This is a genomic window from Micromonospora sp. URMC 107, assembly GCF_051386315.1.
Lineage (GTDB): Bacteria > Actinomycetota > Actinomycetes > Mycobacteriales > Micromonosporaceae > Micromonospora.
In genome coordinates this window covers 1-21,723 of sequence record NZ_JBPQTK010000056.1, presented here as the reverse complement: position 1 = coordinate 21,723, position 21,723 = coordinate 1, and the positions used below count along the sequence as shown (strand labels likewise).

Below are 21,723 nucleotides of genomic sequence, written 5' to 3'. Positions count from 1 at the left end.
GCCGCCGAGGGGTACGCGGTGCTCCCGCCGGTGGGCGGGGTCAGGCGGCGTACACCTCGGACCGGTTCTCCAGCTGGGCCTGGCGCTCGCTCGCCGCCTTCCGGCTGTCGAGCAGGGCCAGGAGCACCGGCGGGTCTATCTTGGACACCTGCTTGAGATGGGCGTCGGCGGTCAGGGTCTGCCGTCCCCGGACGACCAGCGGACCCACCGCGGACACCATCATCGTGTCCTGCTGGAGCCGGAGCACGTCGCCGGAGACGGAGTGGCACAGCAGGTACCAGGTGCCGTCGGGCACGTTCGTGAAGCGGTAGCCGCCCGGCGACTCCAGGATGGCGCAGCGCACCGGCGGGCCCTCGGGGATGCGGTGCTGGAACAGGCCCATGAAGATGAGCCCGGGCACCGGCCCGCGGGCGGGGGCGGTGACCCGCCCGGTGATGGTGCCCTGCGTCAGACCCGTCGGGCGTTGGGTGGGGATGCGGGGGGTGAAGCCACCCATCCGCCGGTACGTGGTGGGTGGCAGGCCGACGCTCTTGGTGAACCTGGTGCTGAACGTGCCGACGCTGTTGTAGCCCACCCGGAGGCTGATGTCCGTGACGTTGAGCCTGGTCGTGGTGAGCAGCCGCTTGGCCTCCTGCAGACGGATCGCGGACAGGAATCGACCTGGCGAGATGCCGGTGACCCGCTGGAAGATCCGCGTGAAGTGGAATTTGCTGAACATGGCTGCGCGTGCCATGTCGTCCACCGTCAACTGCTCCGATAAATTGCTGCGCATCGTGTCGATGGCTCGTTCCACTGCCTGCTCTGCGCTGTCGTGCATTTGTCTCCCCCGGATTGCGTACAATCCCGATGTGCGGATGTGGCGAATTGGGCCGAGTCAATTGGGAGCGTCGACCACCACTATTCCCCGCTAACCGAAGTCGATGCTAGCGGAGGCTGCCGGGCGGGTCAACACGTTCTGCGTTCGGAGGGTAGCGCGGAGTGACGAGGGGGGGCTTATCAATTCTTGCCCAGAATTGGCAAGTGCCACTGTACGTTCGGGATGAAGATCGCTAGGATTGCTCAACGTATTGTGGAACTCGCCAGTATCCGCGCCGTCGACTATCAATCCTTAGCGTAATTTTTCGGACATCGGTGGCGCGTTCCGGTGCGTGTGGATCAAGTAGCTGGCCGCCCCCGTCGCCGACGCGCCGATCTGCCATGGAAGAGTGTCGATCAATGACTAGCGATCGATCTCTATGGCAAGATTGCCCAAACGTTCGCCAGGGGCGGAGGACGCGTGCGTATCTCGGAGCTCAGTCGACAGAGTGGCGTGTCGGTCCCGACGATCAAGTTCTATCTGCGTGAGGGGTTGCTGCCGGCGGGTCTGCCCACCGGTCGCAATCAGGCGGACTACAGCGAGCGGCATTTGCGGCGGATTCGGCTGATCCGGACCCTGAGCGGGATCGCCGGTCTCGACCTTTCCTCGGTCCGGGAGATCCTGGCCGCCATCGACGACGACGAGGTCACGCTGCGGGACGCGTACCAGATCGTGGACAACGCCCTCTACCTCGACGGGTCGGAGGCGCTGGGTCGGGCCGCCGTGGACCGCGCCCGCGAGGAGGTGGCCGAGTTCGCCGACGCGCTCGGCTGGTCCCGCGACGCCAGCGCGTGCGGCGGCGACGTGCTGGCGCAGGTCCTGGCCGGGCTGCGCAGCCTCGGCTGCGCGGCTGAGGCCTCCTTCTTCGTCTCCTACGCCCGCGCCGCCGAGCAGCTCGTCGTCGCGGAACTCGACCTGCTCGCCGACGACGGCGGGACCGAGAAGGGCCCCGCGATCGTCCGCAGCGTTCTGTTCGGGGTCGCCCTGTCCGCCCTGCGCCGCATGGCGCACGAGCACCACGCCGCGCTGCGATTCCCAGGGAATGCGGTCGACTGAAGGCCGCCAACGGCCGGGATGCCGGATCCGACCGGCGGGTAACGTGTGGCGCCCAGTCGGCCACTGAGCAACTTTTGAGAAGAACTCGGGCCGTGGTCCCGCGACCATAAGTGAGCCGGCAGCGACTTTCGCAACCGGTTCACCAGGCATCGTGAAGGGACCGCACGTCATGCCTCGATCGGCTGGGAATGGGCGGCGCCGGCCACGTACGCCGTAGCGCCCCGCATGGTGAATGCTCCGTTCCGACGGCAATGAACTGCTGGAGGATGACGGCGAGAAAATTGCCGCCGGGACAATTCATTCCATTTCTCAGCCGCCGACACTGCCCGTCGCCAGACCCGGCCGCACGGCGCAATCAGCCGCTGCACGGCACGGGTGGTGGCCGAATCCGGAGGGGAACCCCTTGCCATCCCAACCCGTCGGCGCGACCCGCCGAATCATTCCCGCTGTCTTCGTGCTGGTCCTCGTGGCCGCGTTCTTCGCCGTCGCCCGGCTGCCCAGCGCCTCGGCCGAGGAACGCCAGACGATCGCCTCGCGGTTCGGCTTCACCGAACTGCCGATCGCGCTGCCGCCCGGCCTGCCCGAGCGCACCGTACGGCCGGTGAATCCCGAGTACGAGCACATCCGCGCCTGGGTGTCCTCGGTCGGCGCCGCCGTCGCCGCCAACGACCTCGACGGCGACCTGATCGCCAACGACCTGTGCCTGGTCGACAGCCGCAGTGACAGCGTGATCGTCACCCCGGCGCCCGACGGGCCCGCCCGGTACGCGCCCTTCGTGCTGGACCCCGCGCCCCTGCCCACCCACAAGGCGATGGCGCCGATGGGCTGCGTGCCCGGCGACTTCAACGGCGACGGCCGCACCGACCTGCTCGCCTACTACTGGGGCCGCACCCCGGTGCTGTTCCTGCACCGCGCCTCCGCGAAGGCGCCGCTGGCCATGGCGACCTTCCAGCCCACCGAGCTGGTCGGCCAGCCGTCCTCCTCCGGAGGCGAGTACCAGGGCAAGTTCTGGAACACCAACGCGGTCGCGGTCGCGGACTTCGACGGCGACGGCCGCCCGGACATCGGCGTCTTCAACTACTTCCCGGACAGCCAGGTCCTCGACCCGGCCGGGCAGCCGAACGTCGAGATGAACCACTCGCTGTCCCGGGCGCAGAACGCCGGCGGGGCGCACGTGCTGCGCTGGACCGCCGCCACCAGCGGCGACAACCCGACCGCGACGTACGTCGAACAGTCCGCCATCCCGCCGGAGTACGCCACCGGCTGGACCCTCGGCGCCGGCTCCGCCGACCTCGACGGCGACCTGCTGCCCGAGCTGTACCTCGCCAACGACTTCGGCCGGGACCGCTTCTTCCACAACGTCTCCACGCCGGGCCAGATCCGCTTCGCGCTCGCCGAGGGCCGCCGCGGCGCGCTGACCCCGAAGTCCATGGTGGTCGGGCACGACTCGTTCAAGGGCATGTCGATCGAGTTCGGCGACCTCGGCGGCACCGGCAAGTTCGACATGTTCGTCAGCAACATCACCACCTCCTGGGGCCTGGAGGAGAGCAACTTCGTCTGGCGCAACAACTCGTCGAGCCTGGCCGACGCCCGCAAGCGGTTGAGCGAGGGCAAGGCCGTCTTCGACAACAAGGCCGCCGAACTCAACATGGCCTGGGTCGGCTGGGGCTGGGACGCCAAGATGGCGGACTTCGACAACAGCGGCGAGATGTCGGTGGTGCAGACCGCCGGGTTCGTCAAGGGCAAGATCAACCGTTGGTCGTGGCTGCAGGAGCTGGCCATGAGCAACGACCTCATGCTCCGCAACCCGGCCATGTGGCCCAAGGCCGAGCCGGGCGACGACATCGCCGGCTCCGAGCCGTTCGCGTTCTGGGTCCGGGAGAAGAACGGGCGCTACGCGAACATCAGCGCCGAGCTCGGCATGACCGACAGCACCCCCAGCCGCGGCGTGGCCGTCGCGGACACCAACGGCGACGGGGGCCAGGACTTCGCGGTGGCCCGCCAGTGGGGCGCCCCGTCGTACTACCGCAACGACAAGCCCGGCAGCGGCAACTTCCTCGGCCTGCGCCTGTGCCGGCCGGGCGAGGACGGCCGCGGCACGCCCGCGTACGGCGCGCAGGTCCGGGTGAAGACCGCGGACGGTCGTACCCGGGTCGCCCAGCTCGACGGCGGCAGCGGCCACTCGGGCAAGCGCAGCTTCGACGTCTTCTTCGGTCTCGGCGAAGCCGGTGACAAGCCGGTCTCCGCGGAGATCGCCTGGCGCGACCTCAACGGTGGCGTGCACAAGCAGACCCTCGACCTCGCCGCGGGCTGGCACACGATCATGCTCACGGACAAAGCCCAGGAGATGCCCAAATGACCGACGTCCGAGACAGCGCCCGTACCGGTAGTGACCCGCGGGGGGTGGGGGGCACCGCGGTCGCCGACGCGCCGGTCAGCCCGGTGCCGGCCGTCACCTTCGACCGCAACGCGGCGGTGGCGGCCACCCCCGGAGCGCCCCCGCGGGTCGACCGGCGGGACCCCCGCTACCTGGCCCTGCGCAACTTCGCCATCTCCATGAGCATCTTCAACATCCTCGGGTACACGGTGCTCGGCTTCGAGCAGCCCTGGACCTGGCCGTTCCTCGCCCTGGCGGTCGGCTACGCCACCGAGATCGTGGTCGAGCTGGTCACCGCGCGGGCCAACAAGCGCCCGCCCGCCTTCCTCGGCAACGGCGCCTGGGGGATGTACACGTTCCTGCTGCCCACCCACATCACCGCGCTCGCCGCGAACATGCTGCTCTACGCCAACGACAACTTCTGGCCGATCGCCTTCGCGGTGGTCGTCGCCATCGGCCAGAAGGCGATCTTCCTGGCGCCGATCAAGGGCCGCATGCGGCACTTCATGAACCCGTCCAACTTCGGCATCACGGTGACCCTGGTCGCCTTCTCCTGGGTCAACATCGCCCCGCCGTACCACTTCACCGAGGACGTCCCGGACATGATCCGGATCTTCGTCCCGCTGATCATCCTGACGGCCGGCACGGTCCTCAACGGGGTGCTGACCAAGAAGATCCCGCTGATCGTGGGCTGGGTGGGCGGCTTCGTGATCCAGGCGCTGGTGCGGCACTTCATCTGGGACGTCGCGCTCTGGGCGGCCCTGCTGCCGATCACCGGTGTGGCGTTCGTGCTGTTCACCAACTACATGATCACCGACCCGGGCACCACGCCCAGCTCGGGTCGCGCCCAGTTCATGTTCGGCGCGAGCGTCGCGGGCGTGTACGGCGTGCTGATCGCCTTCAACGTCGTCTACACGCTCTTCTTCGCCGTGACGATCGTCTGTCTCGCCCGGGGTCTGCTCTGGTGGGGCATCTGGCTGCGCGACCGCTCCCGCCGGGCGAGCGCGCCGGAGGTGCGGCCCGCCGTCACCTGACGCACGTCGGTCCGTCGCCGGCGCGGCCCCGGGTGGGCCCGCCGGCGACGGGCCTCGTCCCACCGGCCACGTACCAGAGACGAGAGCGAGGCGATGAACGTGCACCCCACCCCGCAGGCCCCACCGCGACATGCGCCGGTGCGACCCGTGGCCCCACCCGCGGCGGGCCGCCGCCGGACGGCGGTGATCAGCGCCGCGGCGGGCGTGCTGCTCGCCGTGCTCTGGTCGTTCCACCTGGTCGACTCGGTCATCGGCGACACGGTCGCCGACGCCCTCCTCGGCCACGACGCGAAGGGCACCGCCATCAGCGGTACGGCGGCGGGGCTGCTGTTCGCCTTCGTGTCCGGCTTCGCCGGGACCTTCACCGCCTGCAACATCGCGATGGCGGCGTCGGTCGGCCCGATGAGCCAGGCCGGCGCGACCGGCCGCCGCCCGGGCGTACGGTCGCTGCTGCGTCCCGTCGCCTGGCTCAGCGTCGGCATGCTCGCGGTGTCGGCGACCTACGGCGCGGTCGGGGTGCTCCTCGGCGAACGCCTGCCGCAGCTGTCCAGCGACACCGTCGGCGGGATGCCCGTCCGCCTGGTCCAGTCCTCGGTGGTCTTCGGCCTGATCGGCCTGGCGCTGACGTACCTCGGGCTGGCGGCCCTCGGCCTGCTGCCCGACGTCTTCGCGACCCGGCCGGTGGCGCGGGTGGTCGTCATGGGCGCCCTGGTCGGGGGCTTCCTGATCGGCCGGCCCTACCCGCTGTTCAACAAGCTGTTCCACTGGGCGGCCGACACCGGCAACCCGGGGTACGGCGCCCTCGCCTTCGCCCTCCAGTCGCTGGGCAACATCCTGATCGTGGCGGCGCTCTTCGCGGTCCTCATCCTCCTCACCCGGGGACGGTTCCTCAGCTGGATGGCGTCGCCGCGCCGCGCCGCGACGGTGACCGGCTCGCTGCTGGTCGCGCTGGGCGTCTTCACCGTCGTGTACTGGGACCTGCGCGTGCCGGCCATGTTCGGCGTGGGCTGGTTCCCGACGATGCCGTACAGCTGACGACAGCGGCAGGCGCGACGACGACGCCCCCCGGTCCGGAATGGACCGGGGGGCGTCCTCGACTCGGTCAGCGGGCGTTGCCCGGCACCGGTCGCGGGCGGGGCGCGGGGCCGTCGACGGCGGGCGTGGGCCGGGCCCGGCGGGCGGCCACGGCCACCCAGCCGGTGGTGATGAGCAGCAGGGCCGCGATGTAGGTGGTCATCACGGCCAGGCCGTGGCCGGGCAGCCGGGTGCCGGCGGCCTCCAGCCCGATGAGCAGGTCGGAGACGAGGAACAGCGCCCCGCCGACGGCGACCCGCCGGGAGACCCCGGCCGCGGCGGCGGCCATCAGGCTGAGCGCGAGGCTGTAGCCGAGGATCGGCAGCCGCAGCGGGCCCAGGGAGTTCCAGAGCAGGGCGTTGGCGGCCGCCCAGCAGGCGAGGTAGCTGGCGACCGCGACGAGCGGCGGCCGCCGGTGGCGCAGGAACGCGGTCAGGAAGGCCACCTGGGTGCAGAGGAAGCACACCATGCCGACGAGGAACGCCGTGTCGCCCGACACCAGCAGCGCTACGTCGCCGCCGGTCGCGAAGACCAGCCCGACGGCGACGGGGTCGACGCGCCGGCGCGCCCGCAGCAGGTGGACCAGCAGCACCGGCGCGAGCAGGGGCTTGGCCAGCCACTGCAGGACTGTCGAATCGACCGCGACGCCGATCAGCTCGACGGCGGCCACCACGCCGAACGGCCAGAGGCGCCTCACCGGGCCACCGCCGGCCGCGCGTGCGGGGCGGGCTGCCAGCCCGGCCGGCCGAGCACGTAGCCGAGGCGGTGCCGCCAGGACGAGGCGGCCCGGGCGTCGGCCCAGATCGCCCGGTACTCGTGGGTCGCCACCCGCAGCGGGTTGTACGTGTCGATGTTCTTGGTCAGGCCGTACCGGACGGTGGCCCGCTCGGGCTCGAAGGTGCCGAAGAGCCGGTCCCAGACGATCAGGATGCCGCCGTAGTTGCGGTCGAGGTACTCGGCGTTGGCGCCGTGGTGGACCCGGTGGTGCGACGGCGTGTTGAAGATCCACTCGATGGGGCGGGGCAGCAGGTTGATCCGCTCGGTGTGCAGGAAGAACTGGTACAGCAGGCTGACCGACTGCTGGAGGAAGATCATCCACGGGGGGATGCCGAGCAGCGCCAGGCCCAGCCAGAACGGCACGGACGTCATCGGGGTCCAGCTCTGCCGCAGTGCCGTCGAGAGGTTGAAGAAGACGCTGGAGTGGTGCACCACGTGCCCGGCCCAGAGCAGCCGCACCTCGTGGTGGGAGCGGTGGAACCAGTAGTAGGCGAGGTCGTCGGCGAAGAACAGCAGCACCCACGTCCAGACGCTGGTGGGGGAGAGCTGGATCGGCGTGACGGTGTACGCGGCGGCGTAGAGGCCGATCGTCGCCAGCTTCCACGGCACGCCGATGACCTGGCTGCCGGCGCCCATGGTCAGGCTGGTGGCGGTGTCGCGCAGCTCGTACCCGCGTTCGTCGTCGTCGGGGGCGAACCGGTAGGAGAGTGCCTCGACGACGATGAGGAGCAGGAACGCCGGTACGGCGTAGAGCACGGCGGGGATCATGCCCGGGCTTCCCTTCTCGGTGCTGCGGTGGGGGTGGTGAGGGGGGCGGTGAGCAGGGCCCGTGCCTCGCGGGCGGCGTCGGCGGCCCGGCCGGTGACGACGGCGTCGGCGAGCCGGCGGTGGCCCGCGACGTCGAGCAGCTCCGCGGCGCGCCGCTCCGGTGGCACGTCGCCGACGGCGAGCGCGCCGGCCACCAGGCTGTTGAAGGCCAGCAGGTAGGCGGTGTTGCCGGAGCCGGCGACGATGTGCCGCCAGAGCACGATGGTGGCCTCGCCCATCCCGGTCAGGTCGGGTGCCAGGTCCGCGTACTCCTCGACGGCCCGCATGATCGCGGCCCGGACGTCCGGGCCGCCGCGCTGCGCGCAGAGCCGGGCCGCGTCGACGCCGATGCAGGCCCGCATCTCCAGCATGTCGCGGACCAGGGTGTCCACCGGGAGGGTGTCGTGGAAGCGGGTGAGCGACAGGGCGAGGTCCAGCCCGGCGTGCACCCGCCAGTCCAGCACCCGGGTGGCGCCGCCCTGGCTGACCCGCACCAGGCCGAGCTGCTGCAACCGGCGCAGGGCCTCCCGCACGGCGTGCCGGTTGACCCCGAAGGCGGCGGCCAGCTCCCGCTCGCCGGGCAGCGCCTCGTCCGGGCGGTAGACGCCGCTGACGATGGCGTCGCGGATCTGGCCGAAGACGTGGTCGGAGACCGAGGAGCGGGGGACGGGAGCGAAGGCCATGCCGAGCAGTGTGGCGCAGCGCACATCAACCCGTCAACTGGTTGGACCAGTCGGATGCCGAGCCGTGAGCGCCGATACCACCCGCACGTCGTCGCGACGACGGGCGGCGGTGAGCGTCGTGGAACGCGGGCTACGGGCCGGTCGGCACCGGGAAGCGGGCGCACGTGCGGTGGTACGGCTGCCCGTGACCGACGTACCGGTTCCATTCGGCAGGGGTGAGGTTGCGTCCGGCGATGGCGCAGGCGTGATCCGCCCACTGTCGTACGTCGGTGGAGAAGATCTGGATGGTCTGGTCCGGCCTGGCGACGGCGACCGCCGCGGTACCCGGGACGAAGGCCACCCTCCCCACGTGGTCGACGTATCCGGACAAGGGCGGTCCGGCCCGACGACCGGTCCCCACGTCCCACCGGATGATCACGCCGTCGCGGTCGACCGCAGAGATGGTCCGACCACGGGGGTCGAACGTGACCTGCGTCACCGTCTCGTGGTGCCCGACCAGCGGCTCGCCCACCTCGCTGCCCGATTCGGCCTTCCAACGGCGCACGGCGTTCGGCGCGGACCCCGCCGCGATGACCGTGCCGTCCGGGCTGACGGCCAGTGCCTCGACCGGCGCCCCCGCGAGGAGTGGCCCGCCCCGCGCGGTTCCCGTGCGGGTGTCCCAGCGGCGGATGGTCCCGTCGTGACCCGCGGACACGATCATCGCGCCGCCCTGCGCGAACAGGACGGTGTTGACCGTGTCCGTGTGCCCGAGGAGCGGCGGACCGAGCGGCGCTCCGGTTTCGGCGTCCCATCGGCGTACCGTGCCGTCCCAGCCCGCCGTGGCGACCATGGCACCCGTCGGGTCCACCGCGACCGAGGCGACCTCGGCGGTGTGGCCCCGCGACGCCGCCCCGATCGGCGCGCCGGTGGCGGCGTCCCACCGTCGGAGCGTGCCGTCCTGGCTGGCGGAGTAGATGCGCCGACCGTCGGGCGAGAAAGCCACCGACGTGACTTGGTCGCCGTGGCCGGCGAGTGGCGCGCCGATCGGTTCGCCGGTGACGGCGTGCCACCGGCGGACCGTCCCGTCGCCGTGGCCGGAGGCGATCATCGCCTGGCGAGGGTGCGCGGCCACCCGGGCGAACTGGTCCTTGACGCCGCGCAGCGTCGGGCCGATCGGCGCTCCCGGCTCGGTCCGCCAGAGCCGGATGGTCCGGTCCCGGCCCGCAGTGGCGACGGTGCCGCCGTCCCTGCTCACCGCGACGAACCGCACCTGGTCGCGGTGACCGAGCAGGGGCGCGTCGAGTGGCGCTCCCGTGCGGGCGTTCCACAACCGCACCGTCCGGTCCCGACCGGCCGAGATGATGGTCTTACCGTCCGGGGTGACGGCGACCGCATCCACCGGGGCGCTGTGTCCGGTCAGGGGTGTGCCGACGGGTGTGCCGGAGGCGGCGTTCCAGCGCCGCACCGTGCCGTCCTGGCCGCCCGAGACGATCAACGAACTGCCGGTGTGCACGGCGACGTCCAACACCGGACCGAGGTGTCCGCGCAGCGGCGCCCCGATCTGGCGTCCGGTGTCGCTGTCCCAGCGCCGGACGGTGTGATCCCAGCCCGCCGAGACGATGAACCGCCGGTCGGCGCCCATGGCGACGGACCACACGTGGTCGGTGTGGCCGACGAGCGGCGGACCGAGTGCGGCACCGGTCGCGGCGTGCCAGCGGCGGACCGTGCGGTCCTTGCCCCCCGACACGATCATCGCGGCATCGGCGCTGATCGCGACGGACTTGACGTTGTCGGAGTGCCCCCGGATCGGTTCGCCGAGGGGCTCACCGGTGGTGCCGTCCCAGCGCCGGATCGTGCCGTCGTCGCCGCCTGAGACGATCGTGCCGTCCGGGCTGGTCGCCAGGCCCTCGACGGGGCCGGTGTGACCGGTGAGGGGCGCTCCGACGGGCGCTCCGGTAGCCACGTCCCAACGGCGGACGGTGCGGTCGTCACCTGCCGAGACCACCGTCCGCCCGTCGGCGCTCAGGACGACCGCGTGCACGCTGCCGGTGTGCCCCGTCAGGGTGGTCGTGTTGCGCTGTGGCCGCAGTACGCCGTGCAGCAGGGCCGCGCGACCGCGGTCCGACGGGTTCAGCCGGAGGCTTTCCATACTGAGCAGCAGCGCGAGCGGGTGAGGGCTGCTCGCCGCCTGGACGGCGAGCTTCTCGGCGGTGGCCCGGTCCCGTTCCCGGGCGAGGGTGCGCCGCTGGTCGACGGCGATGGCCGTCGCGGTCGCGGCGAGCAGCACCAGCGCGGCAAGAGTGGCCGCCAGGACGGCCAGTCGGCGGTTCTGTCGGCGGCTCGTGTTCAGCTCGTCGCGCTCCAGCGCGCCACTCGCGACCAGGAACTCGCGTTCCCGCTCGTTGACCGCCTCCGGATGCGCCTGCGTCCACTGCCATGCCACGGCAAGCCGGCTGCCTCTCCAGAGGAAGCCGGCGTCGCGGTCGTGCGTCGCCCACTCGGCGGCGGCATGACTGAGTCGTCGCTGCAGGCGAAGGTCGTCGCGGTCGTCGGTCAGCCAGGTCTGGAAGGTGGGCCACGCGTGCAGCAACGCCTCGTGCGCGAGCTGCACCCGGTCGTCGGTGACCGAGACCAAACGAGCGGCGGTCAACGCCGTCAGCACGGTGTCGACGGCCCGTTGGCCGTCCGGTCCTGCGGTCAGTTCGGCACGGTCCACCGGGCGGCGGGTCGCCTCACCGCCCTCGCCGACGGTCAGCCGGAGCAGGATCCATCTGGCGGTCCTGCGGCCGGGCTCGTCCAGGTTGTCGTACAGGTGGTCCGCGGTCTGGGCGATCGCACCGCTCAGCCCGCCGGCGGCCTGGTAGGCGTCGAGGGTGAGCTTGTCGCCGTGGCGGTGTCGCCAGGTCTCGAGCAGGGCGTGGGACAGGTGCGGAAGAGCCCCTGGCCCGCCGCCTGCCCGCAGGTCCGCCACCACGGCCGCGACCAGGGTGGACTCGACCCGCAGGCCCGCCCGCCTGGCCGGTTCGGTGACCACTGTCCGTAGCTCGTCGGTGGACATCTGCCCGACCAGGAACTGCCGGTCCTGCAGAGCGTCGAGCAGCGTCCGGTCGCTGGCACAGTGACCGTAGAAGTCGGCACGGACGCCGAGGACCACCCTGCCGGGGCAGTGCGGTCGCAGGGCGATGCCGAGCAGCGCGGTGATGAACCGGTCCCGCTGGCGGGCGTCGCCGCAGAGGGTGAAGACCTCCTCGAACTGGTCGACGACCAGCACCACCTCGGTGCCCTGCGATCGCCCGGCCAGGGCGGTGCGGACGAGGAGGTCGGCGCCGGCCGGGTCCCTCTCGAGGTCTGCCAGGACAGCCGCCGGGGGAAGCTCGGCGAGGGCGGCGAGGCTGCTGGCCAGCGCACGCAGCGGCTGCTGCCCCGGGGTGAGGAGCAAGGCCACCCGGTGCCGACCGGCCGGTGCGTCGTCGGCCCGGATCGTGCCGATCATCCCTGCCCGGAGCAACGACGACTTGCCGCTTCCCGAGGGGCCGAAAACAGCCAGAAAGGGTTGCGTGTCGAGCCTGTCCAGTAACTGCGCGACCAGTCGCTCGCGGCCGAAGAACCGATCCCTGTCCTCGGGTTGGTACGTCTCCATGCCGAGATAAGGGGGAGTCCTGGGTTCCGCCCCGACCGTTTCCCGTCGATTGGTGGGCACCGACGCGGTGAGCGTCAACAACCGCCGGGTCCATGCGTTCTCGTCGCCGCCGCACGCACGGACGTACGCCCGCAGCACCGACGCCGTCGGCAGATCCCGCCCGCCGGCGGCCTGCGACAGGGCGGTGACCGAGTAGTTGGCCAGGCCCGACATCTCCTGGTAGGTCAATCCCGCGCGGCGGCGCAGGTGCCGCAGGTCGACGGCGAAGCGCTGTATCGGGTCGGCGTCGGGATCCAACGCCCTCTCACGGCGTCCCACCCGGCCATCGTTGTGCACTCATTGTTTTTCAGCAATAGCCGAGGTCCGTGAACAAAGCACGCGGGCGGTAGACAGAAGTGCGATCGCAGTACCGCGTGATCGACCCGTCGGGAGGCGGGGCCCACTTGCGGAATTCGCCAGGAGCGCTTCCCGCCGAGTCGTAACGACCCTCGCTGCAATTTCCACGTTGTCGGGCGAGCGGCCGGCCATTGCAACGAGAAGGAGGACGGACATGGTGCAGGTCCGAGTGGCGGCCACCGCGCCGCTTCGGTGGTACGCCGCCGCCGCGGCGGCCGGCGGGGGTCGGGCACCACGGCGGGAGGCCTCGGCATGACGTCCCCCGTACCGCCGACCACGCCGGACGCGACCGCACCGGCCGCCGTCACTGAGGCCGCCTGGCGCCGGCTGTTCACTCCTGGCCCGCGGCTGGGCTGGCGGTTCCAGGACCGCGCCCGAGGGCTGCGTCCGTTCCCGCTGCGCCCGCCGGACCCGGCCGCCCTCGCCAGGGACCGGGACGCCGCGCACGAGGCGAGCCTCCTGCGGATACGCCGACAGGCGAAGGCTGGCGGGCTGCTCGGCGGCGGTGCGGTGGTGCTTCTGTTCTGTGGCGCCGTCGTCAACTCCGGGCATCCGACCCGGGCCGGCGCCACCATCGTGTTCGCGCTCCTGGCCGCGGTGGCCACCGCCGGTTGGCTGGTGCTCTGCATGGCCCGACAGGCGGCGGTTCACTCGGCGCGCCGGGCGGTGCCCGCGCGGGTGCGGGAGGACCTGCTGGACTGGCACCGGCAGGCGCAGGCCTGGGTGGCCGCCGAGCACGCCCGGCTGGATGGCGTCGACGAGTGGTTGTCCGTCCCCGCGCCACCGCGTCGTCTCGACGTGTACGGCGGCGCGCTCTGGGGCTGGGAAGCGCTGCTGACCGTGTACGGCGCCGGTGTGCTGGCCGCGGGATGCCGGGTATGGGTCGCGGACCTCTCCGGTCAGGGGGTCGCGCGGGAGCTCGTCCGGCTGGCGCAGCGGGCCGGGCATCGATTCGACCACCAGTGGTTGCCCCGGGACCTCGGCCGGTGCCGGCTCCTCGCCGGCCTGCCCGTCGACGAGCTGGTGGACGCCCTCGTGGAGATGATGCACGGCCGAGCCGGACCGGAGGGGCGTGAGGACCGCAGTCTCGACACCACCCTGCTGCACGACGTCTGCCGGGTGCTCGGGGCCGACGTCTCGATCGGCCGGATCGTCGCGGCGCTGCGCGTCGTGTCCGGTCGCTTCGAGCCCTCGCCGCTGCTCACCGCCGAGGAGATCGGCCAGCTGGCGGACGCCCTGCTCGCCGAGGGGGAGCAACGCGACGCCCTGCGCGCGCTCCGTCGCATGGTGGCGGTACTGGAGCCGCTTGCCGATCTCGGTACCGCGCCGCGGAGTGGCGCTCCTGCCCCGCAGCTCACCTGTGTCGCCCTCCGCACGGACGGCAACGGCGTGCGTGACGACCTGCTGCGCGACATGGTCGTGCAGGCACTCCCGCACATCGTCGCGGTCGACGCTCCCGACCGACCGGACGTACTGATCGTGGCCGGCGCCGACGAGCTGCCCCAGCGCCACCTGGAGCGCCTGTCCGACCTGTGCGCCCGTCACCGGGTACCGCTGCTGCTCGTCTTCCGGCATCTGCGCGACGAGGCGCTGCGGGGACTCGGCTCGGGAGCGGTGGCGTTCATGCGGCTGGGCCAGCACGAGGAGGCGACCCGGGCTGCGGACTTCGTCGGCCGCCATCATCAGGTGGCGCTCACCCAGCTCACCGCCACCCTCGGGGGCAACGAGACACACACGGTGGGTGACAACGAGGGGACCACCGATTCGGCGGGCACCGGCACCAACAGCTCGTCGACCCGATCGACCAACCGCGGTACGTCCGGCAACGCCTCCGCCAGCGGGCCTCTGGGCGCCGGCTGGCCGACCAGTGCCACCCTGGGCAGCGGCTGGACCGGCGGGACCGGCACCGGTACGACGCGCGGCGCGAGCGAGACGCACACCGTCGGACGCAGTTGGGGGACCACCCGCAGCGTCGCCGAGGGGAGCAACTGGACGCTGGCGACCAGTGCCTCCCGCGTGTACGAGTACGCCCTCGAGCCCACGGTGCTGCAGCGCCTGCCGGACTACCTGCTGCTGCTGGTGAACCACGCGCCGCACGGACTGTCGCTGACCCCGATAGAGATCAACCCCGACATCGTGACGCTACCCCGCGTCCGGATGGATCCGCCGCCCACGGACGCCCGCACTCCGGCACCCGGGACTGATGCGCCGTACCGCTCGTCGTCGGTCGCGACCTTCCCAGGAGGTGGCCGGTGAAGGCCATCTCCGCCGCGCCGCGGGTCCGGCTGCCCGATCTGCTCGCCAGCATCCCGGTTCACTCGGTGGACCGCATCCCGCGCGCCGCCTCCGGCGAGCAGCCGGTCGGGGAGCCGGACCGCACCCACCGGCTCGCCGCGCTCAGTGGTGCCCACCGGCGCAACCTGCCGGTGTTGTGGGCCTGGTGCCGGGAGCGGACGGGCGGTCCGGTCCGGCTGCTCTCCGGCGGTGTGCCGACCGCCGAGCCGGCGCCCTCCACGGAGGACAGCGGGCATCGGCTCGCTTTGCCCCTGGGCGCGCACGGCCGCCCCCTTCCGCCGGGCGCCGCCCGGACGCTCTGTTCGCGGATGCCGCAATGGACCACGATCGGCGCCATCGTGGATCCGCTCACCGTCGAGTCCCCGAACCCCGGCGAAGGGCGCGGCGAGCTGCCACCCTCGCTGGAGGACTGCCTGCTGTCCATCTGGGCGGGGCCCTTCGCCTGGTTCGTGCTCGCCGAGCCGATCGGCGCCGACGAGGCGGCCGGGCTGACCGCCGCTGTCGAGGCGGCGGACCGGCTGGCGCGCAGCCGGGCGGGAACCTCGCCACTGGCCACCGTGCAGGCGCAGCGGCACGGAGAGCGCCACCGGGAACTGCGCCGGGCGGAGACCAGCGGCCTGTGGAGGCTGACACTCGCCGCGGGCGGCGGCGACGAGGACGCCGCGCTCCGGGTCGCGGCACTCGTGGCGGCGGCGCTTCAGGCGCCGGATCTGCCGTACACCCTCGTCGTCGGCGACCGGAGTGCCGGGCTGGCGGAGTTGGACGAGACCGATGCGCTTCCCGGTCACTTCGCCGCCGGTTCCGCCGTGCTCGCCGCGCTCGCCCGCGCGCCCCGCGACGAGATCCCGGGGGTCCGCCGGGTACGCCGCCCGGACTTCGACGTCGTTCCCGAGACGGAGGCGGCGTCGGACGCCGTCACGCTCGGGGACGTGCTCGACCGGGACGAACGGCCGGCCGGGGCGATCCGTCTGCCGTACAGCAGCCTGAACCGGCACACCTTCGTCTGCGGCGCCACCGGCGCGGGCAAGTCGCAGACGGTCCGGCACCTGCTCGAGGAGGCGACCCGACAGGGACTGCCGTGGCTGGTGATCGAACCGGCCAAGGCGGAGTACCGGGCGATGGCCACGCGGTTGGCCGGGCTTGCCGACGTGGTGGTGGTCAGGCCGGGCGCGCCCGCCGACGTCCCGGTGGGGCTCAACCCACTGGAGCCGGCCGCCGGGTTTCCGCTGCAGACGCACCTCGACCTGGTCCGCGCATCGTTCCTCGCCGCGTTCCAGGCCGAGGAGCCGTTCCCCCAGGTCCTCACCACCGCGCTCACGCGGTGCTACGAGGAGCTCGGCTGGGACCTGGTCCTCGGCCGGCCCGACGTCGACCCGGAGACCGGCGACGTCCCGCTGCGGCCCCGGTACCCGCGCCTGGCCGATCTGGAGCGGACCGCCGCCGACGTCGTGGACGAGATCGGCTACGGGCGGGAGGTACGGGACAACGTGCGGGGGTTCATCCGGGTACGCCTGTCCAGCCTCCGGTCGGGCACCACCGGGCGCTTCTTCGACGGCCGGTACCCGATCGACGTCGCGGAGCTGCTGCGCCGCCCCGTCGTCATCGAGATCGAGGACGTCGGCGACGACCGGGACAAGGCGTTCCTCATGGGCACGCTGCTGGTCCGGCTCACGGAGCACCTGCGGGTGCATGCCGTCGACGCCGATCGTCTGCGGCACCTGACGGTGATCGAGGAGGCGCACCGACTGCTGCGGCGCGCCGGCGCCGGCGGCGCGGTCGACCAGGCGGTCGAGATGTTCGCCGGGATGCTCGCCGAGATCCGCGCGTACGGGGAGGGGCTGGTCATCGCCGAGCAGATCCCGGACAAGCTCATCGCCGACGTCATCAAGAACACGGCCGTGAAGATCGTGCACCGATTGCCGGCACGCGACGATCGGGACGCCGTCGGCGCCACGATGAACCTGTCGCCGCGCCAGTCCGAGTACCTGGTCGCCCTGCGGCCGGGCACCGCCGCCGTGTTCACGGACGGCATGGACGCGCCGGTGCTGGCCCGGATGCCCGACGGCACCGGGCGGGAACGACATGTGCCCGAGCCGCCCGCGTCAGCGGCGCTGCTGGCCACGGCCGTCGACCCGGCCGCCGGGCCGCCCGCGCCCCTGGAGGAACTGGTCCGGGCGCGCCGACTGGCGACCGCCGATCCACGGTTGGCCCTGTGGGCCGAACTGACGGTGGTCGGGCACCTCGTCGGTCACCCACAGCTGCCGCCCGGCGCGGATCTCCTCCGGGCGCTGCGCGCGCACGACCGGAGCCACCTGCGGCTGTGCCTGGCGGAGGCGGTGGACGCCGCGGTGGCCAGCAGGTCCGTGATGTTCGCACGCACGATCGGGCCGGCCCGACTCGCCACGCATGTGCTCGCCGCGCTGCTCGCCGGGCTCGACGGCGGGCCGCCGTGCCCGCCGGATGAGCCCGCCTGGCTGGCGCCGGCGTACCGGTGGGTCCGGGTCCTGCGTGACCTGCACCTGCTCGCGGCCGCGCGGCCCGACGCCGGCCGGCACTCGGCCAGCGCGCGGTGGGAGCGGTGGCTGGGCGCGCCGGTGCCCGGACGCACCGTCGGCGAGCAGCTCCGGCTGACCCGCGCCCGCCTGGTCGCGACGTACCCCGAGACGACACCACGGCGGTTGCTGCTCGGCGTGTGCACTCCCTCCGCCCTGGAGGACGCCGTCGGCGCACGGTTCGACGACCCGGACTGGTCCGCGCGGGCCGAGAGCGCGCTGCACGCCTGGCCGGACGCCGGCTGGCTGCGGGCGTACGTGGATCCCGCCGCGGCGACCGACAACCCGACTCCCGACCCCACACCAGAGGAGGCATGATGCCGATCGACCGGGAGAACGAGACGACACCGGAGCACGGTGACAGCGGAGGCGACAGCCCCGGACGGGGCGACACCGCGCGCGCCTTCGTCGCGGAGGTCCTCACGACCCGGCACGGACTGAACCTGGAGCGGTGGTTCGACCGGGAGGTCTTCGGCTCCGTGCCACGGGAATCGGCCGCCGAGCGGGCTGCCGACCGCGCCCCGGTCCGGCGCGACGAGAACGTCGAGGCCCCCGCCCGTGGCGCCGGTGAGGCGACGGAGGATCGGCGTGCCGCGCGGACCGAGACGTCGTCAGCGGCGCCCGACGCTCGGCCCGCCGAGGGCCGTGCGGGTGCGGTGGCCGACGCGCCGCCGCCGGGCGGGCCGCCACCGGACGGACCCGACGTCGCCGGCCGCGACGGCCCGGCTTGGCGGACGCGGCAGGAGTACCGCGAGCAGATCGCGCCGTTGCCGGTGCGGGGGTACGACCGGGAGAGCTTCCTCGAGGAGTTCACCAAGGTCGAGCCTCTGGAACCGGGCGGCCCCGAAAAAGAGGTCAAGAGCCAGGAACCGGGCGGCCTCGGGGAACCGGCTGCCGGTGCCGTTCGCCGCGTGCTGCGTTACCCGGAGCAGGACGGGTTCGTCGTCCGCGACGAGGAGGCCGTCAAGGAGAGCCGGACGCTACAGCCCGGCGAGGTGATGATCCGGCAGGGCGGCGAGGGCTACGAGAACGACGACGGCACCATCTCCGGAGGGCGCTACGCCAGCCCGGAGGGGACCTCGGAGCAGGCGCGCTCGTTGCCGCCGCTCCCGGCGGAGCTGTCCCCGTTCGGGGCCGACATGGCCAGAGAGGACCGTCAGTACCGGGTCCTGGAACCGTACGACGTGGAGGCCGGTCCGGCGGAGGGCGCGTTCGGCCGCGCCGGAGGCGGCATCCAGTACCTGCTCCCCCTCTCCATCCGGGAGCTGCTCGACAAGGGTGTGATCGAACGAGTCGGCCCCGAGCCGATGACCGGACTAATCGACGACGTGCGTGCCGCTCAGCAGGACGGACCGGCGGAGACCGGGAGGACGTCATGACCCCACCGCCGGCCGCACCCGGCCCGGACCACACTTCCCCCGCCGTACCGCCGCCCCGACCGGCGGCCTTCTCATCCCTGCGCAGGCGATTCGCGCCGGACGCTGTCACGGCGCCCGACGACACCGCGCCCGGCGACCTGCGCTGGGGCCGATACTGGATCATCGCCGCCGTCGTGGCCGCCGTGGTGCTGGGCTTCACTCTCAGCGGCCCCGTGGTGGTCCTGGCATTCCCGCTTGCCGTGCTCGCCGGCACCATGGCGCTCGTCGTCGGCGTCGGCGGGGTGCCGGGAACCGTCTGGGCACTCCCGCTCGTGCCTCTGGCGCTGCTCCTCGTCAGCAGCCGCACCTTCGACGGGGACTGGGGGCAACCGTCGGGGATCGTCGCGGTCGTCGTGCTGGCACTGGTCGAGACGTACGCGGTGCTCGTCAGCCGCCGCGGCAGGCGGGACCTGGCCGAGCGGGCCGCCCGGGGCGAGGCGGTGACCGGACGGCTCGCCGCCCGCTCGTCACGGCGGGCACTCGACGTACGACTGGTCGGCTACACCTGTCTGCTGCTCGGCGGCGACCCCGACCTGATCGTCCTGGCCCTGACCGCGAGCGTCTTCGCGCTGCTGCGCCGCCGGAGGTGGACCTCCGCGGTCGCCATCGCCGCCTGTGGCGTGAGTGTTTTCGTCGGGGTGCGGGACGTCAGCCTGATGGGAGTGACGTTGGCCGACACCGCTCGTCCCTTCGTGCTGGCGGCGCTGACGGTGCACTGGACGCACGCGCTGTTCCATCCCGCCTGGCGGTACGGGAAACTGGCGGCCGCCGTGGACGCGGTACGAGCCGTCGACGCGTTGCGGCAGCGCGCCGCGTCATCCACCGCGGCCTGGCCATCGGGCGACAGCGGAACGGGGTGGCACACCACGACGCCCCTCCACCCGGTGCCGCCGCCCGCCGGACCGCCCGTCCCATCCGCGTGGCCGCGGGCCGAGGGTCCCCCGGTGGCCTTCGATCCGCCGGTTCCGCCCGCCGGCCCCGGCCCGTTCCCGCCTCCTCAGGGGCCGTCCGCTCCCTGGGGCCCGGCGGCGGGCACCTGACAGCCCGGTGACTCGGGCCCGCAACCAGCGTTGGTCCAGGCTGAGTTGACCGGCCTGGACCGCAGCCGCCGCCCGGTCAGCCGGCCGTCACCACCTGGTTTGCCGGCTGCGGCGCCGACGCCTCGGCCGGGGCCCGCCCGCCGTCGGCGGGGACTGACGCCGCCTCGTCGTCGCCGCCGTCCGGGGCCGTGTCGTCGGGGCGTTCCACCGCCATCGCCACCGGCGCCGGCCGCTCCGGCCTCGGCCGGGCCGCGACCTGCGGGTACTCCGCGGTCTCCGCGCCGCCCGTGGCGGCCGCCATGACCGCCGCCGCGGCCAGGTCGGCCACCCGCTTCGCCTCCCGCTTGACCCGGGCGCGGACCTCCTTGGCGTGCTGCTCGGCGGAGTCCGCGGCCCGGCGCGCCTCGTCGAGGCGGTGCAGCTCGTCGGTCAGCTCCTGCCGGGTCTCGGCGAGGCGCTGCTGCACCTCGGCGAACTCGCGCTCGATGCTCGCGCTCTCCTGCCGCGCCTGGGTCAGCTGCTGCTGCGCGGTGTCCAGTTCGGACTGCATCCGGGCCAGCGCCTCCCGCCGGTCCCGGATGCCCTGCTGCGCCGCGGCGAGCTGCTGCTGGTGGGTCGCGGCCTGCTCGTCCACGTGCTGACGCACCTTGGCCGCGTACTGCTGGGCCTCCGCGATCAGCGTCGCGATCTCCTGCTCGGCCGCCGTACGCTGGGCGCCGAGCTCCCGCTCGGCGGACGCGAGCTGCTCGGCGATCTCCTGCTCGGCGGCGGCCCGCCGCTCGTTGATCTCCCGCTCGACGCCGGCCTGCCACTGGCCCAGTTCCTGCTGGGTCTTCGCGCGCGCCGCCTGCACCTCCTGCTGGATCTGGGTGCGGGCCGAGGCCAGGAACGCCTCGGACTCGGCGCGGGCCTGCTCGACCTGCTGGGCGGTCTGCTCGTCGATCCGCTTCGCCTCCTGCAGCGCGTGGTCGTGGGCCGCCTCGCCGGCCGCCCGCAGCCGTTCCGCCGCCTCCCGGATCCTGGTGAGCTCGGCCTGGGCGTTGGCGCGGCGCTCCTCGTGCTCCCGGTCGTGCTCGTCGCGCCGCGCGGCCGCCTCCTCCGTCAGCTCCCGCAGCGTCGTGGCGGCCTGCTCGCGGGCCTCGGTGAGCACCCGCTCCGCCTCGGCCTCCCGCTCGGCGGCCCGCTGCCCGGCGGCGTCGGTGATGGCCGCGGCCTGCTTCTCGGCCAGGGCCAGGATCTGGTCGACCATCGGGCCGAGGTCGCGGAAGGACGCCCGGTCCGGCTGGGCCGGCCGGTCCCGCAGCTCGGTCGCCTCCGCCCGCAGCCGGTGCACCTCGACGGTCAGCTCGCGCAGCTGGGCCGAGGTCCGGTCGCGCTCGGCGGCCAGGGCCGACCGCTCGCCGTCGACCTGCTCGACGAAGCGGTCCACCTGCCGCTTGTCGTAGCCGCGCAGCGCGAGGTCGAAGCTCGGCCGCGAGGCCGCGTCCTCGCGTGCCGCGAACGGGTCGTCGCCGTGGGACATGAATCCTCCTCCGTACGATCGCGAGCGCCACGCCGGCGGGAAGTCCGCGCCACGGGCCGTGCTGTGGCGCCACGCTACCGTCGCGGCCGCGCGCGCCCGCGTAAAGGGTGACCCCACGCGGCGGCCCCGCGGACCGGGGTGGTCCGCGGGGCCGCCGTCGCCCGCCCGTGGCGGTGCCCCGCCCGGGGGGGGGGGGGGGGGGGGGGGGGGGGGGGGG

The 21,723-nt window shown here is 73.1% G+C and carries 14 protein-coding genes; 8 read left to right on the top strand and 6 right to left on the bottom strand.

Annotated features, from left to right (window positions below):
- Nucleotides 1–40: 40 nt before the first annotated feature.
- Nucleotides 41–817 carry a helix-turn-helix domain-containing protein gene (locus ACSNN9_RS15150; protein WP_436673765.1) on the bottom strand — a complete coding sequence of 259 codons (777 nt, stop codon included), beginning with the start codon at nucleotides 815–817 and terminating at the stop codon, nucleotides 41–43.
- Nucleotides 818–1,276: 459 nt separating this feature from the next.
- Here ACSNN9_RS15150 and ACSNN9_RS15145 point away from each other — a divergent pair, with 459 nt between their 5' ends.
- From ACSNN9_RS15145 to ACSNN9_RS15130, 4 genes are all read left to right on the top strand, one after another.
- Entirely contained in the window at nucleotides 1,277–1,912 is a 636-nt protein-coding gene (locus tag ACSNN9_RS15145) for a MerR family transcriptional regulator (RefSeq protein WP_436673764.1), read from the top strand.
- A 454-nt stretch (nucleotides 1,913–2,366) separates the two neighbouring features.
- A complete protein-coding gene (locus ACSNN9_RS15140) occupies nucleotides 2,367–4,271 on the top strand; it encodes a CRTAC1 family protein (RefSeq protein ID WP_436673762.1) in 1,905 nt (634 codons plus the stop codon).
- Nucleotides 4,268–5,323: an enediyne biosynthesis protein gene (locus ACSNN9_RS15135; RefSeq protein WP_436673761.1), complete on the top strand. Its 1,056-nt coding sequence runs from the start codon at nucleotides 4,268–4,270 to the stop codon at nucleotides 5,321–5,323. Before ACSNN9_RS15140 ends, ACSNN9_RS15135 begins: the two co-directional genes overlap by 4 nt.
- 147 nt (nucleotides 5,324–5,470) lie before the next feature.
- A complete protein-coding gene (locus ACSNN9_RS15130; protein WP_436673760.1) occupies nucleotides 5,471–6,358 on the top strand; it encodes a hypothetical protein in 888 nt (295 codons plus the stop codon).
- Nucleotides 6,359–6,425: 67 nt separating this feature from the next.
- Here ACSNN9_RS15130 and ACSNN9_RS15125 read toward each other — a convergent pair whose 3' ends face one another.
- From ACSNN9_RS15125 to ACSNN9_RS15110, 4 genes are all read right to left on the bottom strand, one after another.
- Entirely contained in the window at nucleotides 6,426–7,094 is a 669-nt protein-coding gene (locus ACSNN9_RS15125) for a lysoplasmalogenase (RefSeq protein WP_436673759.1), read from the bottom strand.
- A complete protein-coding gene (locus tag ACSNN9_RS15120; RefSeq protein ID WP_436673757.1) occupies nucleotides 7,091–7,942 on the bottom strand; it encodes a sterol desaturase family protein in 852 nt (283 codons plus the stop codon). Before ACSNN9_RS15120 ends, ACSNN9_RS15125 begins: the two co-directional genes overlap by 4 nt.
- On the bottom strand, nucleotides 7,939–8,664 hold the full coding sequence (locus ACSNN9_RS15115; RefSeq protein WP_436673756.1) for a FadR/GntR family transcriptional regulator: 726 nt from the start codon (nucleotides 8,662–8,664) through the stop codon (nucleotides 7,939–7,941). The genes ACSNN9_RS15120 and ACSNN9_RS15115 overlap by 4 nt, the downstream gene beginning before the upstream one ends.
- A gap of 130 nt (nucleotides 8,665–8,794) precedes the next feature.
- The gene (locus ACSNN9_RS15110) at nucleotides 8,795–12,601 is read right to left on the bottom strand and encodes an nSTAND1 domain-containing NTPase (protein WP_436673754.1); all 3,807 of its coding nucleotides are present in this window, start codon (nucleotides 12,599–12,601) and stop codon (nucleotides 8,795–8,797) included.
- Nucleotides 12,602–12,931: 330 nt separating this feature from the next.
- On the opposite strand from ACSNN9_RS15110, the gene ACSNN9_RS15105 reads away from it, so the two are divergent.
- From ACSNN9_RS15105 to ACSNN9_RS15090, 4 genes are read left to right on the top strand one after another with little or no spacing between them, the layout of a single operon-like run.
- A complete protein-coding gene (locus ACSNN9_RS15105) occupies nucleotides 12,932–14,935 on the top strand; it encodes a hypothetical protein (RefSeq protein ID WP_436673753.1) in 2,004 nt (667 codons plus the stop codon).
- Nucleotides 14,932–17,844 carry an ATP-binding protein gene (locus ACSNN9_RS15100; protein ID WP_436673752.1) on the top strand — a complete coding sequence of 971 codons (2,913 nt, stop codon included), beginning with the start codon at nucleotides 14,932–14,934 and terminating at the stop codon, nucleotides 17,842–17,844. Before ACSNN9_RS15105 ends, ACSNN9_RS15100 begins: the two co-directional genes overlap by 4 nt.
- On the top strand, nucleotides 17,844–18,905 hold the full coding sequence (locus ACSNN9_RS15095) for a TNT domain-containing protein (RefSeq protein WP_436673751.1): 1,062 nt from the start codon (nucleotides 17,844–17,846) through the stop codon (nucleotides 18,903–18,905). Before ACSNN9_RS15100 ends, ACSNN9_RS15095 begins: the two co-directional genes overlap by 1 nt.
- Complete coding sequence (locus ACSNN9_RS15090) at nucleotides 18,902–19,984, top strand: hypothetical protein (RefSeq protein WP_436673749.1); 1,083 nt, start codon at nucleotides 18,902–18,904, stop codon at nucleotides 19,982–19,984. The genes ACSNN9_RS15095 and ACSNN9_RS15090 overlap by 4 nt, the downstream gene beginning before the upstream one ends.
- Nucleotides 19,985–20,060: 76 nt before the next feature.
- On the opposite strand, the gene ACSNN9_RS15085 is transcribed toward ACSNN9_RS15090, so the two are convergent.
- Entirely contained in the window at nucleotides 20,061–21,506 is a 1,446-nt protein-coding gene (locus ACSNN9_RS15085) for a hypothetical protein (RefSeq protein ID WP_436673748.1), read from the bottom strand.
- Nucleotides 21,507–21,723: the final 217 nt, after the last annotated feature.